This window comes from Elusimicrobiaceae bacterium, assembly GCA_017520185.1.
Taxonomy (GTDB): Bacteria; Elusimicrobiota; Elusimicrobia; order Elusimicrobiales; family Elusimicrobiaceae; genus Avelusimicrobium.
This window is the reverse complement of the sequence record JAFXGO010000008.1, coordinates 186,238-199,654: the sequence shown is the minus strand read 5'-3', so window position 1 is coordinate 199,654 and position 13,417 is coordinate 186,238. Positions and strand designations below refer to the sequence as shown.

The following is a 13,417-nucleotide window of genomic DNA, read 5'->3' as shown; positions in this document are numbered from 1 at the left end:
TTAGTTATAATGGTTAGGAAGTATAGTACACGTAGAGAGGAACCGTTATGAAAAAGGGTTTTACGCTGGTAGAATTGTTGGCGGTAGTATTTATTATCGGTATTTTGTCGGCAGTAGCTTTGCCTAAATATCGTCGTTCCGTAGAGCGCACGCGTATTGCTGAAGTGCAGACATTATTGCGTTCTATTTATGAATCTCAGGAAAGAATTTTATGGCAGAGAGGATTTTCTGACTATCCAAAAGCTTTAGAGAAAAATCAAGGGTTCGGGTTTGAAAAGTTGGATATTACCATAAAAGGCACGTATGCTCCGTCAAAATCTGGCATTGCAACGGGTATATTGCAAACAGAAAATTTTGAATATGAAATGTCTCCTGATTTGTCTGATGGAAACAGTCTTATTATTGCCAGACCTATCAAAGGGGACTATAAGGACAAAGCGATCATTTCATTTAACGGAAAAGAGTTTGTCTGTGGGCCGGAAGGGGCAAAAGCCTGCTCCGTGTGGGCGGCCAATACATGGAATCAGCTATAAGGAGAAAAAGATGAACAAAAAAGGTTTTTCTTTAATGGAAATGCTGACGGTGGTGATTATTGTGGGGCTTTTAGCCTCTGTGGCTTTACCGCAGTATCGCAAAATTGTAGAAAAGGGGCGTTTTTCCAAAGCGCAGGCAATGGCTAAAAATTTACATGATTCCTGTGAGCGTTTGGTGGCGGAATTTGGAGTGGAAGAATGGGCCGACTTAAGAGATGATCGAAAAAAAATGACGGCTTTGGATATTGTAGGTCCCGATACGATGCCGGCGGGATTTGTTGTGGCTGATGATAAGGTGCAAGGGAGAGGATTTTCTTACTCTTTAACGGGAAATTGTGGAATTTCCATTACAAAATATGAGGGTAATTATCTGGCGGAATTTGAGTTTTCGGGTACGGAATTTACCTGTACTGAGATAGACGAAGAATCTTGCAATGTATATGGGTTAGATTAGGAGATAGTATGAAAAAAGGATTTACAATGCCGGAAATTTTGGTAGCGGTGATGATTGTGACAATATTGGTGACAATGGCCGTACCCATGTATGAAAGAGCGGTGGAAAAATCCCGCATTGCCGAAGTCAGTATGATGCTTAAGCGCATGGCGGAATCTAAGCTGCGCGTAATGGATGATAGAAATATAGGCGATTATACCGAAGGGTCTATTGATAAGGGGCAATTAGATTCTTCTTTTGCAGATACGGAAGAATTTTCCTATAGAATGTTTCCGGTGCAATATCCCAATGCAGTTTGTGCTACTCGTCTAAGAGGAGACCATGCAGGTACTTCATTTTTATTTTTAGGAGAAGTGGCTCCACAATATTGTGACGGAAGCGGAACAGACGTCGATAAATCAGCGGTTTGTGAGGCTTATCGCGACTCCGGAGAAAAACTTTTCTGCCAAGATGCAACCGGCAAACAAGGCTGTGATGCTTACGGCATGAACAGTGTTTCGTTTGGAGAGTGCAATATTTAATTTCATAAACAAACAAAAAAGCGCAACTAAACGTTGCGCTTTTTTTTATTAAAATTAATTGACCTTGCTGTGAGGGGGGATATCATGGGTAATCCATTTGTTGGCCCCGATGACCGCACCTTCACCGATGGTAATATTTCCCAAAACGGTTGTTTCTGCATAAATAATTACGTTGTTAGCCAAATTGGGGTGACGTTTAATGCCTTTGACGGGGTTGCCATTGGCATCTAGCGGAAAACTTTTGGCACCGAGAGTGACCCCTTGATAGAGTTTTACATTAGCACCAATAACACACGTTTCCCCAATAACTACACCGGTACCGTGATCGATAAAGAAAGACGGACCAATGCTGGCACCGGGGTGAATATCTATACCGGTGAGGCTGTGGGCATGCTCTGTAATAATACGCGGAATGATGCGAACCCCTTGTTTATATAAAAAGTGGGCCATGCGTTGATAAGTGATAGCCATTACACCAGGGTAGCAAAGCAGCGTTTCTATTTCATCTACAGCGGCAGGGTCTCCCTCGTAAGCGGCACGAATATCGGTAATGAGTAAATTTTGAATATCGGGCAAAGCCTCAATGAAGGATTTGGTAATGCAGGCGGCTTGCAACCTGCAGGCGGCACAATCTGCTTTTTGTTGGCAAAACAAACACAGCGAGTTTAAAATCTCTTGTTCCAATTCGGCTGCATATTTTTTAAGTAATACTTGTTGGTTTAAGCCGGTGTTGCAGAGTTGATATTGGCAGAGAAGCGAACGAAAACCCTCAAATAAAGCGGCAATATTTTCTGCTACGGGTATGTACTGCGCTTTATCATAAAAGGCTTTGCCAAAGGTGCTTTGCAGGCTTTTAACAACATTTTTATAATCGGCCGTCATGGATAACCTTACATTTTAAAATCTTCACCTAAATATAATTTACGGGCATTGGGGTCATTAACAAGGGTATTTTGGTCCCCTTCTACCAAGATTTTGCCGTCATAAATTAAGTAAGCACGCTCAGTAAGAGGCAAGGTTTCTCTGACGTTATGATCTGTAATCAATACGCCGATACCTTTGTCTTTGAGTTTAAAGATCATTTGGCGCAGATCAGATACGGTGATAGGATCAATTCCGACGAAAGGTTCGTCCAATAAAATAATTTTAGGATTGCTGATCATACAGCGGGCAATTTCCATGCGGCGTTTTTCTCCGCCGGAGAGGGTCCATGCCTTTTGTTTGGCTAGTTTGCTTAAACCGAATTCGGTCAACAATTCATCTACGCGGCGTTTTTGCTCTTTTTTATCGTCTAAAATACGTTCCAACACCGCCAATAGATTTTCTTCTACCGTTAGTCCCTTAAAAATGGTCGGCTCTTGTGCCAAGTATCCCAGCCCGTGTCTGGCGCGTTCATACATGGGCAGCTCAGTGACGTCTTGATTGTCAATAAATACTTGTCCTTGTGTGGGGCGGATAAAACCCACCATCATATAAAAGGTAGTTGTTTTACCGGCACCGTTGGGACCCAATAATCCCACAATTTCGCCGGATTTAACATGAATGTCTACTCCTTTTACGACCATGCGGTCTTTATATACTTTTACAATGCTATTGCTGCGCAGTTCCATAATTTATCCTAGAATGAAACGTTAAAAGTTTCATTGGCTTTTGAGTTATTAATTTGTTCAGACACGACCCAGCCTTCTACCAGACCGGAAAGTTTAATTTTGCGGTTGTCTGTCTCGGCAGACATCTTGTCTGCTATTATAGCAAATGTGCCGTCTTGCGTTTTGCCATTGGCTAGGGGGCGGTCTCCATAGGCATACGCCATTTTTTGATTGCCGTCATATTCAATGGTTTGAGAGCGCAAAGTATAATCTTGATTTTCAATGACCGCGTCTCCTTGCAAAAGGGCATAATTGTCCTTTTTTCTGGCGGAAATTTTATCGGCTTGCAAGGTTGTTTTTTTGCCTAGATTATCAATATAAGTGACAAAGACATTTCCGCTAAGTACATAAGTTTCTTGTTTCGTATTAAAATCAGCGCGCTCTGCCAAAGCGGTCATCAAATCGCCTTTTGAGTTTTGATAAACCAATTTGATTCTTTTTTTGCGGTTTGCAGACGCTTGCCCGGCACCGGTGGAATAGTTAAAAGAAGCCTTGTCTGCATAAATTTCATAATAGGCATTTTCTGGTTCATTTTTACGCAAATAGACAGAATGCTTGGCGGTAATAAGGCTTTTTTTACGTTGAGAAAGGGCATATTGGGCGCGAAAGACGTAGGTGCCGTTGTCATAAGAGACATTTCCTTCAAATTCTTCTTCCTCTTTTTCTTTATAAATAATCCAACGTTCGCTGGATACCACCCCTCCCAATACTTCCGGAAATTGAGGGGCATTGTCCTTTTTGTCCTTTATTTTTTGTGTTTTTTGTTGAATCAGTGTTTGTTGTGTTGCTATATTAGGACCGACGGCAGAAATCTCTTGCTTGTTTTTAAGAGAAAAACAACCGCTTAACAAGACTCCCATACCGGTTAAAAGAAAAAGACGGTAATTTTTCATGGGCGTGCCCCTTGAAATTCCTTTAAATCAGCCGGCAGTTGAGTGCTTTGTTTCTTAAACTCTATTTTAGTAAGTTTAGAATCTGTCTCAATACCGCCGCGCGCCGTAATTTTGGCACTGGCTCTGGTGACGGTTGTCTTTTGGTCGGACCAAATACGGTCGTTCTCCACATCATAAAAGAAACGCTCTGTAGCAAGGGTCACCTGTTCGGTGAAAGACTTGACCAATGCATCTCCTTCGATGGTGACTAATTTTTTCGTATAGTCAAAAGTGCCGCGTTTACCGCTGATTTGCGCACTGTCCTGCCCGTTTTCACGCAACAAAAGATGCGGATTATGCAAAATGGCGCTGTTTAAATCATCAAAATCCACTTCGTCAGCCCGCAATAACCACTTGTGTTGACTGTCTTTGGATTCAAAAATCGTGACGTTTTCTGCACGTTGCAAATCTTCACCTGCGGTGTTTTCTTCATCAGCAGAGCAGGCCGTTAAGCAAAGTGTAAGCAAAAAGAAAAAGGCTAGTTTTTTCATGCTTTTTTATCCAATAGAGCAATAAACTCAATCAAATCCTTTTCATCAATAATACCCACCACTTTACCGGTTTTGTCCAAAACAGGAATATTGTCTACATGAGTGGAATGAATCATTTTGGCTGCTTCAATAGCGGGAGCCGTATCTAAAATATAATGCGGATTACGGGTCATGACTTGGGTGATATTTTGATTAATAAAGTCTTGTCCTTTCTGTAATTCCCGACGCAAATCGCCATCGGTAAAGTAGCCCAACAGTTTTCCGTTTTCATCTACAATGCTAGTGGCACCGGCAGCATTGCTTTTAGTCATCACCAGCAAGGCATCTTTAACGGTGGCTTTTTCAGAAACGATGGGATTGTGATCTCCTTGTCTCATTAAGTCTTTGACGTGTTGTGTAAGCAGTTTTCCCAAAGAACCACCGGGGTGAAACATAGCGAAATCGGTCTTTTCAAAGTGTTTCACCTTCATTAAGCATACGGCCAAAGCATCGCCTACGGCCAACGTGGCGGTGGTAGAAGCGGTGGGGGCTAAATTATAGGGGCAGGCCTCATGGTCGATATAAATTTTGATATGAATATCCGACATTTGGGCTAATTTGGAATTTTCGTGCCCGGTCATGGAAATAATCGTTAATTTCCGACGGGCTAAAGAGGGGAGAATGCGATTAATTTCTTCGGTCTGGCCGGAAAAAGAAAGCGCTAAAATTACGTCTCCGCTCATAATCATGCCCAGATCTCCGTGTAGGGCTTCTACGGGGTGAACAAAGAAAGAGGGCGTGCCGGTGGACGCTAAGGTGGCTGCAATTTTCCGACCGATCAGGCCACTTTTTCCAATACCTAAAATAACGACGCGTCCCTTTGTTTCGGCACAGGCTTTAACGGCTTTTAAAAAATTTTCATCTAAACTTTTTTTGCTTAACTCCAATGCCTTGTGTTCTACCTCTAACACATTTACGGCAGTTTCCAAAACCTCTTGTTCATTGTATTGCATAGATACCTCTAACTTAGCCACGGGGTAATTTCAGCCGAAGGCTGGTGGGGTTGATAAGGCGTCGGCAATTTTTTAAAGGCAAAAGACAAAGCGAAAAATGCCGCCACACAAAACATCAACAGAATGGCTAATACTTTTAAATACCAACCGATGGTGGGGGGAAAAGTATTTGCCATGTTTTTACCTATTTAAATTTTTTAACTACTTCGTCAATGGCACAAAGTTGTTTGACCATTTGGGCAGATTGCTTCATATCTAATGAGTTGGGCCCGTCAGACAAAGCCTCTTTGGGGTTGGGGTGCGCTTCAAAAAACACACCGGCAATGCCTAAGGCTACGGCTGCTTTGGCCAAAATGGGAGCCAACGCACTATTTCCGCCGGTGGCAGAACCTAAGGCACCGGGTTTTTGTACGGAGTGGGTGGCATCAAAAATCACAGGATAGCCAAATTGTTTCATGATTTCCAAAGAACGCATATCCACAATTAGGTCTCCATAACCGAAGCTGGCCCCACGTTCTGTCAGCAAAATATTATGGTTTCCTTCGGATTCAATTTTTTTAATCACTTGCTCCATCGCTGCCGGTGCTAAAAACTGGCCTTTTTTGATATTAACGGCTTTGCCGGTAGCGGCACAAGCAAGCACTAAATCTGTTTGGCGGCACAAAAAAGCAGGAATTTGCAACATGTCTGCCACTTTGGCAGCTTCTTCGGCTTGCCATGGTTCATGCACATCTACTACTAAGGGCAGGCCAGTGATTTTTTTGGCTTTTTCTAAAATATCCAAACCTTTGGCTAAGCCCGGCCCGCGATAGGCACTTAAAGAAGTGCGGTTGGCTTTGTCAAAAGATGCTTTTAAAATGTAGGGGTGTCCTGTTTTGGCAATATTTTTTTGTAGGGTTTTGACGGTGTCAATATAATGTTTTTCACCTTCTATGACGCACGTGCCCGCCATAAAGACCAGCGGGAGTTGATTTGAAATTTTGATAGAACCTACTTTAACTGTTTTTTGCATATATACATCATAGCAAATTTAAGCCGTTTTTCTATAGGTATTTCCTTACGCGTGTCCGAAAGGGTTAGTTATGCAAAATGTAGGCAGGTTTGTCGCCTGATAGGGCATTGGGGCCTTCTTCGTGTCCGGATTGGATTTGACAGAAGTTTTCTCCGGCATTGTTCAAAGGGACGCACAGAATTTCTTTAAAGTTATTTTGAGTGGTGAGAAAATATTGAATAGGTTGGTTGGGCTTTTTCAATGTTAACGTAGCCTCCCAGCAAGGTTGAGAAGAATCGGTCTCTTTTTCTACACAGGTGATTTGTAATGAAAAATTTTTCAAACGTTCATTGGCAGAACGCTCCATTCTTTGAGCGCGGTCTTCATTCATGGATTTAAAAGAACCAAATCTTTTTACCTGCCCCCACCAAATCATCGCCTCGCTGTTTCGGGCACTTTGTACGGCATTTTGATAATAGGGGACTGCTATTGCCGTCAAAACGGCAATAACCAATACTACGACCAACAATTCTATCATTGTAAAGCCTTTTTTCATTTTTTGATCATGCGTTCGATAAGGGTTTGCATTTCTGTTTCACTGAGTCTTAATCCCAAAGACCATGCCGCCGCCTGCAAAGTTTTATATAAAATTTCCGGTAAACGGGCCGAAATTTCGGTAATGTTATACACTTCGTCCATGCGGATATAATCTTCTAAAACAGTAGCCGTATTGTTGGCTAAATGAGCGCGCAGACCGCGCGTATTATTCATTTTGAATCTAAAATATAAAGGACCGCCAAAGGAGAGTTTGTTTAAGAAAATTAAAGCACATTGAAAAAACTCGGCGGTTCGTTGGGCTAATTTTTCAAAGTCAACCCCTAAGCAATCATGCCCGTTAAATTGCAAAGTTTCCGCCACACTCCATTTATCCATTATGAGTCCATAGGAATTAAACTCTACCAAACGATGTACTCCGCGCGCACCTTCTATGGCGGCCAAACCGTCTTGCACCGGTTGTAAGGTTATACTTTGTTGAATGGGGGAACAATTTTTGCATGCGTAAATTAATTCCGGAAGTTGACGATAATCAGTCAACGGTTCCTCCGGATAATGCGGCATGAGTGAAAGCGTGGCTACCGAAAGCCCTTGCGAGTTTACATTTTTAGTTTTTAAATAGTTTTCAAAATGGCTTTCTGCTTTGTCATAAAGAATATGACGTAAGTTTTCTGATTTTTTGCGATGGTCTAAAAGCCAGGGTAATTTTTCGGGGTGGGCGATCACCTCCGGCCGACTACTTTGCCCGGTGCGGATATAGGTGCGTTTAAGTTTTCCCACCAGGTGGGGGGTTAAATTACTTTGCGGAATGTTGACTACTACAAACATACGATCCCCCGTTTTATTGACACAAATATTTACATCTACAAAAACAATGGGATCAATATAAGTTTGGATAATGTCTTCAATGGTATTTCGCATTTTTTCATGATAAGCAATACCGATAAAGGGCGCGCGGGGTTTGTCGTTTTTATCATCATTAACGCCGATAATCACCGTACCGCCCATCGCGTTGGCAAAAGAAGCGATAACTTTGGCAAATTTTTCTTTGTTTTTGGGGAGAAGGTATTTGTAATCAAGTTGCTTTCCTTCCGGAATTTGCTTTTGGCAAAAAGCCACCACGTCCTCGAAAGTTAAATCATTTACAGGCTTATCAAAAAACATAGGTCCCCCTTGTCGGGCGCTCGTCTGCGGCGCAACCCCTTTAATATTTATTATAATAAAAACAGGTTTTTTTTAAAGTTGTAATTTAAATATATGATAAACACAACAAACACAAATCTAACTTCTTGGATAACGGAAAAGTTTATTTCCGCGTCTGCCGAATCTGCCGCCAAAGCGCTGGCAGGGTTGGCTACGCATGAAGCGGTGCAACTTTTAAAACCTTTGAAAGCGGAGTATATGGTTTTATGTTTAAATCCGATGCAGGCCGATAAAGCGGCCGCTATTTTGCGCCGTTTGCCTGCCAGACAAGGGGCCCATGTGTTGGCCCGTTTAGAGGTAAGAAAAGCAGCTGAAATTTTTTCTGCTTTTTCTGTACCTCAACGGGAAAAAATGAAAACACTGCTTCCGACGCATTTTGTGCAGTTGTTGGAGAAATCTTCTGCGTGGAAAGAAGGCAGTGCCGCTGCGATGATGAGTACGGATTTTTTGTCTTTTCGTACAGATAATAAACTTTCCGATATTGTGGAAAAACTTAAAACATTACCGCGCAAAAAATTGCCGACGGCCTGTTTTGTCACTGATAAGAATGGCAAATTAAAAGGATTTATTCGTACGGCAGAGTTGGCTTTTTATGCGCCCGTTTCTACGGCAGGCTCTGTAATGAGTGAGGCTCAGGCTTTGTTGCCGGAGCAGCCGGCAGAAAAAGCGCAAGCCATCTTGGATCAAGGGCAACCCTTAGTGGCGGTAGTGGATCAGGCCGGGATACTGCTGGGGGTGCTGGGCAATACTCACGCGGTAGCGCCTATCCCTGCCAAGAAACGTTTTGGTTGGTTTTAGATTTTTTTGATTTAAAAAACCCCCGCATCAGCGGGGGGTTTTTTATTTTAAATAGAACGGAGTGGATAAGGCTTGTGTTAACTTGGTTTTTTCTAGTTTATAAGCATTTTCCATTTCCGCTTCCAACCGGTCAGCAGGGATATACCCAACTTCCATGACTTTGGAATGAAAGTCACCTAATGAGAATTTTTTACCTTGTTTCTTTTGGTATTTAGCGCGTAGATTCTTAAGCACCTCATAGCCGTAAATGTAGCTAATGGCTTGTGCCGGCTGAGCGGCCACTTGTTTGAGCATACTTTCTGCTTGAGTTTTTTCAAAACCGTGTTGCTCTGTTAACCAAGACAAGGCTTGTCCGTAAGTGTATTCTTCGGTATGCAGCCGATAGTCCACCAATGCTTGTGCGGCGCGTACATAATCGGCCCAAGCCAAGAATAAAAGTTCTTCATCGGTGATGATATATCCGCGTTCGCTGGCTAAATGCTGTGCGTACACTTCCCAACCGTTTTTCAAGGTATCAACAGGATACATTTTGCGGAAGGAGGACAAATTGGGGGTGCTATACGTGGCATGATAAGCCAAACCGGGCACCAACTGACCTGCCATCAAGAGTTTTAATGTAGGCAAGTTGAAATCGCGGTTGAGCATTTCTTGCTTAGTGCTTTCATTGCCGGAGGGTACACGTAAGAAGAAATCATAAACGGGATTTCCTTGAGTGCCAAAAGGAGCCATAAAACGGTATGGCTGCAAATAGGCATAATAGGAAGGCATTTGTTTTACGTAAAATTTAACGCCGGATACGGGCAAGGTATCGTCTTGAATGAAGAATTTAATCAAGTTGGCAGACTCTTTGTTAAGAGCGGCTACAAAATCTTGATTTTTCACACCTTCGGTTAACCGCTGAGCAATACTATAAAAAGAAGAGGCTTTTATCAAGGGTTCTTTTTTGTTTTTCTTTTTCTTCTTTTCCTTTTTAACAGGTTTTGCTTCAACGGATTCTTCAGCCACAATTTCTTCCGGATTTTCTGCATCAATACTGCTGACGGTGACGCCTTCTGCTTCTGCAGTTTCTTCACCGGGCACATGGATATTTTCCAGCAATGTTTCTTCTTCCGTTTCAGGCAAGGCAAAGGCTTCTAAGGCTTTGGCTAAATTTTGTTGTGCGGAAAGAAAATTCTTTTCCAAAAGTTTTTCCAACGTGCGCGGTTTTTCGTTGATAAAATAGAGATTGTTTAGGATGAAAAAATAGTTTTTTGCTCCCAAACGGAAATCCTGCTCTTGATTTTCTTGCGCCAAGCGTTTAAAAAGATCAAACATACTTTTAATGGCCTTTTTTGCCTCGCGAGTATCGGTGCGGGCTTGATTGCGGGTCACATCGTCTTTGGCACGAGAAAGCAAGTACTGAGCAACCTCCTCAAAAGACAGATAAGCATAATAGGCTTTTTCCATAGCCAACTGAGCCAAGAAAGAAGGCGGATTGGCCAAATTTCTTTGAGCTTGTTCAGCTGTAGTCACCAAAGCATTGACGCGGGCTGTCAAATCGCGGTCTTGCAAATCCTGATAGTTCAGTTGTTTCAAGCGCAAATCATAAATGGCATCAAATACTTGTGCATACAGTAAAGGATCTTGAGAGGAACGATTTCTGTTTAAGTTCCAATGATCGTAGGCTAAACGGCCTTTCAAAATATCATATTCCGTTTTTTTGGCTTCAGAAAGGCTGTTGCGGTCGACATCTGCAAAAGATTCTTCCACAACATTATAGGCACGTAAGGCCTGCGCATCTCGTTCTGGATCGCGTTGGTCTAGTTGGTTGTTTGCCGATTCAAACCCTAAGCGAGTGGCAAGCTCCGGAAAGAAAGACAACTGGATAGAACCGTACCGGTTGGCGGTGTCGGTGAGGGCATTGTCTTCCATGATGGCGTCAATGTTGTCAAAGTCGCCCAAGTCTATCGCTTGCGCTGCCGGAGCAGTAAGCAAAGATAAACTAAGTAAGCTACAAAGTAATTTTTTCATGCATGACCTCAATTTATAATATTGATAGAGTCTATTATATCTAATTTTGATATAGGTGCAAGGTAAAAATATGTTTGCAACGATAGGCTTTGCTAGATATATCAAAAATATGTTAAAATATCTGTGTTGGCAGTACCTGAGCATAATCTTATTGCTCCGCTGCCGCTCTTTTTTTGCTATAATCTAATTATCCTAATTTAGGGCCATTAGCTCAGTTGGTAGAGCAGACGCCTCTTAAGCGTAAGGTCGTGAGTTCGAGCCTCACATGGCCCACATTTTCTAAAAGACAAAGATGGACGGATGGCGGAATTGGTATACGCGCACGCCTTAGGAGCGTGTGGGGAAACCCTTGAGGGTTCAAGTCCCTCTCCGTCTACTTTGTTGTTGATATTAAGGAGCTGAACATCATGTCTATTTTTAAGACCGCCGCGGCGGGCGAAGTAAATGCCAAACAATTATCTAAAGAAGGTTGCCGTGTCACTTTAAGTGTAGAAGCCACCCCCGAATTAATCACCAAAGCTTTTCAAAACGCCGCTGTACAAGTGCAGTCTCGCGCCCAAATGCAAGGTTTTCGCGCTGGAAAAGTACCCCTTGATTTAGTAAAACAAAATTTTGCCGGACATATTAAAGAACGCGCTTTGGATTTGGCCGTTAAGAGTGCCATCTCTGCCGCGTTGGAACAAACCAAATTAAATCCTGTCACCTTGCCCTCTTTGACCAAAGCCGATTTTGCTTCCTTTAACGATGGTAAAGCCTTTAGCTTTGAATTGGCTATTGATGTGGCTCCGGAATTTGACGTAAAAGACTACAAAGGTATTGAAGTGACCAAAAAACCGGAAACCGCTACCGAAGAAGAAGTGAATGCACAGTTGCAACGTATTTTAGAAGGAAATGCCCGTTTGGAAAGTGCTGCCGAAGGTGCCGTTATTGATGATAAAGTGTATGCTGTAGTACAGTACAAAGGCAAACGCAACGGTCAAGACGATTACAAACTCAGCGCCGATAGCGAACTGATTGATATGGCCGCTCCGCAAACCATGCCTGAATTGGCCCAAAATATTTTAGGTCTTAAAAAAGGCGATACGAAAGATTATGAAGTAAAAGAAGGCGAAGATACTTTATCTTTCCACGTTATCGTAGATGATATCAAAAACAAAATTATGCCTACTTTGGACGATAGTTTTGCCAAAGATATGGGTTTTGATAATTTAGAAGCCTTAAAAGCGCGCGTGCAAGAAGGTATGAATGCCGAAGCCAAAGAAAACTCCGCCCGTGACTTGGTGGCTCAAATTGAGGCTCACTTGGTGAAAACCAATGAGTTTGCTTTGCCCGAAACGTTGGTACAAGAATATACTGACAGTTCTTTAAATAACTTTGTGCGCAATGTCACTCAAATGAAACCGGAACAACTTTCCGCCGAACAACGCAAAAGTTTTGAAGAACGCATTCGCCCTACGGTGGAAAAAGACTTGCGCGTAGGTTATATCATTCACGCTATTGCTAAAAAAGAAAATTTGCAAGCCACGCAAGCCGATTGGCAAGCCGAGTTGGACAAGAGTTTAACCACCAATGCCAAAAACAAGGAAGACGAAAAGAAAATCCGCGCTTTCTTCGAAGAACGCAAAGAGCATATCTTGGCCACTTTGAATGAACGCAAAGTTTTTGACTTCCTCAAAGAACAAGCCGTTGTAAAATAATCTGTAAAATGCTATAAATTCTATCCCGCATCTTTGGGTGCGGGATAGATTGTCTAACGAAGTTTTAAAATTTTGCCGAAAGGCGAAAAACTATTTGCTTTAACGGTTTAAGAGCAATTAGTTTAACCTCAGGGGGGCCGCGTGAGCGGGTCCCTCTTTTTGCTAAGTGTGGCCACGATAAGTTGGTTGCGCTATGGGTGGGAAAAGGGTGCATCTGTTTTTTGGATAAAATTTAAGGTAAAATAAAGTACACTAATTGTGGAGTAAATCTATGAAACTATTTTTCTTATGGACGAGTGGCCTTGTGCAACGTTTACCCATTATTATGGTGCCTTGGCGCCGCGGCGGTGTGCCTGTTATCAGAAACGCCAGCCTAGCCGGGCTTAAATTTGTGGGTGTGGTGTTAGTGATTTTGGTAATGGTAATAATCTGCTTATTTATGCGTTTTTACCAAGCTCATCCCTTGGCCGGAAAAATACTTCTTGCCGTCATCGTGCTTTGGTGCATTTTGCGATTTATTGGCATTTGCCGTTCTCTTTGCGACGATCCTTACACCCGTATTAAATAAAACTTCCTTTTTTTAACCCCCTG

At 42.5% G+C, this 13,417-nt stretch carries 16 protein-coding genes and 2 tRNA genes; 8 read left to right on the top strand and 10 right to left on the bottom strand.

The genetic code is table 11. The annotated features are described in order from the left end of the window. Positions 1 to 47 precede the first annotated feature (47 nt). Genes IKL48_01570 through IKL48_01560 form a run of 3 tightly spaced genes read left to right on the top strand, consistent with a single transcriptional unit; the run spans position 48 to position 1,508 of the window. Positions 48 to 533: a prepilin-type N-terminal cleavage/methylation domain-containing protein gene (locus tag IKL48_01570; protein ID MBR3603372.1), complete on the top strand. Its 486-nt coding sequence runs from the start codon at positions 48 to 50 to the stop codon at positions 531 to 533. A gap of 10 nt (positions 534 to 543) precedes the next feature. Next, the gene (locus IKL48_01565; GenBank protein ID MBR3603371.1) at positions 544 to 987 is read left to right on the top strand and encodes a prepilin-type N-terminal cleavage/methylation domain-containing protein; all 444 of its coding nucleotides are present in this window, start codon (positions 544 to 546) and stop codon (positions 985 to 987) included. Between the two features lie 8 nt (positions 988 to 995). Continuing rightward, positions 996 to 1,508, top strand: a complete 513-nt coding sequence (locus tag IKL48_01560) for a prepilin-type N-terminal cleavage/methylation domain-containing protein (protein ID MBR3603370.1) — start codon at positions 996 to 998, stop codon at positions 1,506 to 1,508. 54 nt (positions 1,509 to 1,562) lie between these two features. Here IKL48_01560 and IKL48_01555 read toward each other — a convergent pair whose 3' ends face one another. The 9 genes from IKL48_01555 to IKL48_01515 form a co-directional block, all read right to left on the bottom strand. Beyond that, entirely contained in the window at positions 1,563 to 2,390 is an 828-nt protein-coding gene (locus tag IKL48_01555; protein ID MBR3603369.1) for a hypothetical protein, read from the bottom strand. An 8-nt stretch (positions 2,391 to 2,398) separates the two neighbouring features. After that, on the bottom strand, positions 2,399 to 3,118 hold the full coding sequence (lptB, locus tag IKL48_01550; protein ID MBR3603368.1) for an LPS export ABC transporter ATP-binding protein: 720 nt from the start codon (positions 3,116 to 3,118) through the stop codon (positions 2,399 to 2,401). 8 nt (positions 3,119 to 3,126) lie between these two features. Beyond that, on the bottom strand, positions 3,127 to 4,050 hold the full coding sequence (lptC, locus tag IKL48_01545) for an LPS export ABC transporter periplasmic protein LptC (GenBank protein ID MBR3603367.1): 924 nt from the start codon (positions 4,048 to 4,050) through the stop codon (positions 3,127 to 3,129). Then, positions 4,047 to 4,580, bottom strand: coding sequence for an LPS export ABC transporter periplasmic protein LptC (gene lptC, locus IKL48_01540; protein MBR3603366.1), 534 nt, complete (start codon positions 4,578 to 4,580; stop codon positions 4,047 to 4,049). The genes lptC (IKL48_01545) and lptC (IKL48_01540) overlap by 4 nt, the downstream gene beginning before the upstream one ends. Beyond that, positions 4,577 to 5,572: a KpsF/GutQ family sugar-phosphate isomerase gene (locus IKL48_01535; GenBank protein MBR3603365.1), complete on the bottom strand. Its 996-nt coding sequence runs from the start codon at positions 5,570 to 5,572 to the stop codon at positions 4,577 to 4,579. The genes lptC (IKL48_01540) and IKL48_01535 overlap by 4 nt, the downstream gene beginning before the upstream one ends. Positions 5,573 to 5,580: 8 nt before the next feature. After that, entirely contained in the window at positions 5,581 to 5,748 is a 168-nt protein-coding gene (locus IKL48_01530) for a hypothetical protein (GenBank protein MBR3603364.1), read from the bottom strand. 8 nt (positions 5,749 to 5,756) lie between these two features. Next, complete coding sequence (kdsA, locus tag IKL48_01525; GenBank protein MBR3603363.1) at positions 5,757 to 6,584, bottom strand: 3-deoxy-8-phosphooctulonate synthase; 828 nt, start codon at positions 6,582 to 6,584, stop codon at positions 5,757 to 5,759. Between the two features lie 64 nt (positions 6,585 to 6,648). Continuing rightward, positions 6,649 to 7,119 (bottom strand): prepilin-type N-terminal cleavage/methylation domain-containing protein, encoded by a 471-nt coding sequence (locus tag IKL48_01520; GenBank protein ID MBR3603362.1) that lies wholly within the window; start codon positions 7,117 to 7,119, stop codon positions 6,649 to 6,651. Beyond that, positions 7,116 to 8,282 carry an ATP-binding protein gene (locus tag IKL48_01515; protein ID MBR3603361.1) on the bottom strand — a complete coding sequence of 389 codons (1,167 nt, stop codon included), beginning with the start codon at positions 8,280 to 8,282 and terminating at the stop codon, positions 7,116 to 7,118. The genes IKL48_01520 and IKL48_01515 overlap by 4 nt, the downstream gene beginning before the upstream one ends. Positions 8,283 to 8,375: 93 nt before the next feature. On the opposite strand from IKL48_01515, the gene IKL48_01510 reads away from it, so the two are divergent. Continuing rightward, positions 8,376 to 9,119, top strand: a complete 744-nt coding sequence (locus tag IKL48_01510) for a magnesium transporter (GenBank protein ID MBR3603360.1) — start codon at positions 8,376 to 8,378, stop codon at positions 9,117 to 9,119. Between the two features lie 42 nt (positions 9,120 to 9,161). On the opposite strand, the gene IKL48_01505 is transcribed toward IKL48_01510, so the two are convergent. Further along, on the bottom strand, positions 9,162 to 11,129 hold the full coding sequence (locus IKL48_01505) for a DUF885 family protein (GenBank protein MBR3603359.1): 1,968 nt from the start codon (positions 11,127 to 11,129) through the stop codon (positions 9,162 to 9,164). A gap of 200 nt (positions 11,130 to 11,329) precedes the next feature. Between IKL48_01505 and IKL48_01500 the strand changes: the two genes are divergently transcribed. The 4 genes from IKL48_01500 (at position 11,330) to IKL48_01485 (ending at position 13,394) form a co-directional block, all read left to right on the top strand. Further along, positions 11,330 to 11,402 (top strand) — tRNA-Lys (locus IKL48_01500). A 21-nt stretch (positions 11,403 to 11,423) separates the two neighbouring features. After that, a tRNA-Leu gene (locus IKL48_01495) sits at positions 11,424 to 11,505 on the top strand. Between the two features lie 31 nt (positions 11,506 to 11,536). Continuing rightward, the gene (gene tig / locus IKL48_01490; GenBank protein MBR3603358.1) at positions 11,537 to 12,826 is read left to right on the top strand and encodes a trigger factor; all 1,290 of its coding nucleotides are present in this window, start codon (positions 11,537 to 11,539) and stop codon (positions 12,824 to 12,826) included. 271 nt (positions 12,827 to 13,097) lie between these two features. After that, positions 13,098 to 13,394, top strand: a complete 297-nt coding sequence (locus IKL48_01485) for a hypothetical protein (protein MBR3603357.1) — start codon at positions 13,098 to 13,100, stop codon at positions 13,392 to 13,394. Positions 13,395 to 13,417 lie beyond the last annotated feature (23 nt).

Coding starts and splice junctions, on each gene's coding strand:
- tig (MBR3603358.1), top strand. CDS start 11,537: ATGTCTATTTTTAAGACCGCCGCGGCGGGCGAAGTAAATGCCAAACAA.
- kdsA (MBR3603363.1), bottom strand. CDS start 6,584: ATGCAAAAAACAGTTAAAGTAGGTTCTATCAAAATTTCAAATCAACTC.
- IKL48_01565 (MBR3603371.1), top strand. CDS start 544: ATGAACAAAAAAGGTTTTTCTTTAATGGAAATGCTGACGGTGGTGATT.
- IKL48_01505 (MBR3603359.1), bottom strand. CDS start 11,129: ATGAAAAAATTACTTTGTAGCTTACTTAGTTTATCTTTGCTTACTGCT.
- IKL48_01520 (MBR3603362.1), bottom strand. CDS start 7,119: ATGAAAAAAGGCTTTACAATGATAGAATTGTTGGTCGTAGTATTGGTT.
- IKL48_01515 (MBR3603361.1), bottom strand. CDS start 8,282: ATGTTTTTTGATAAGCCTGTAAATGATTTAACTTTCGAGGACGTGGTG.
- IKL48_01570 (MBR3603372.1), top strand. CDS start 48: ATGAAAAAGGGTTTTACGCTGGTAGAATTGTTGGCGGTAGTATTTATT.
- lptB (MBR3603368.1), bottom strand. CDS start 3,118: ATGGAACTGCGCAGCAATAGCATTGTAAAAGTATATAAAGACCGCATG.
- IKL48_01530 (MBR3603364.1), bottom strand. CDS start 5,748: ATGGCAAATACTTTTCCCCCCACCATCGGTTGGTATTTAAAAGTATTA.
- IKL48_01510 (MBR3603360.1), top strand. CDS start 8,376: ATGATAAACACAACAAACACAAATCTAACTTCTTGGATAACGGAAAAG.
- IKL48_01485 (MBR3603357.1), top strand. CDS start 13,098: ATGAAACTATTTTTCTTATGGACGAGTGGCCTTGTGCAACGTTTACCC.
- lptC (MBR3603367.1), bottom strand. CDS start 4,050: ATGAAAAATTACCGTCTTTTTCTTTTAACCGGTATGGGAGTCTTGTTA.
- IKL48_01555 (MBR3603369.1), bottom strand. CDS start 2,390: ATGACGGCCGATTATAAAAATGTTGTTAAAAGCCTGCAAAGCACCTTT.
- lptC (MBR3603366.1), bottom strand. CDS start 4,580: ATGAAAAAACTAGCCTTTTTCTTTTTGCTTACACTTTGCTTAACGGCC.
- IKL48_01560 (MBR3603370.1), top strand. CDS start 996: ATGAAAAAAGGATTTACAATGCCGGAAATTTTGGTAGCGGTGATGATT.
- IKL48_01535 (MBR3603365.1), bottom strand. CDS start 5,572: ATGCAATACAATGAACAAGAGGTTTTGGAAACTGCCGTAAATGTGTTA.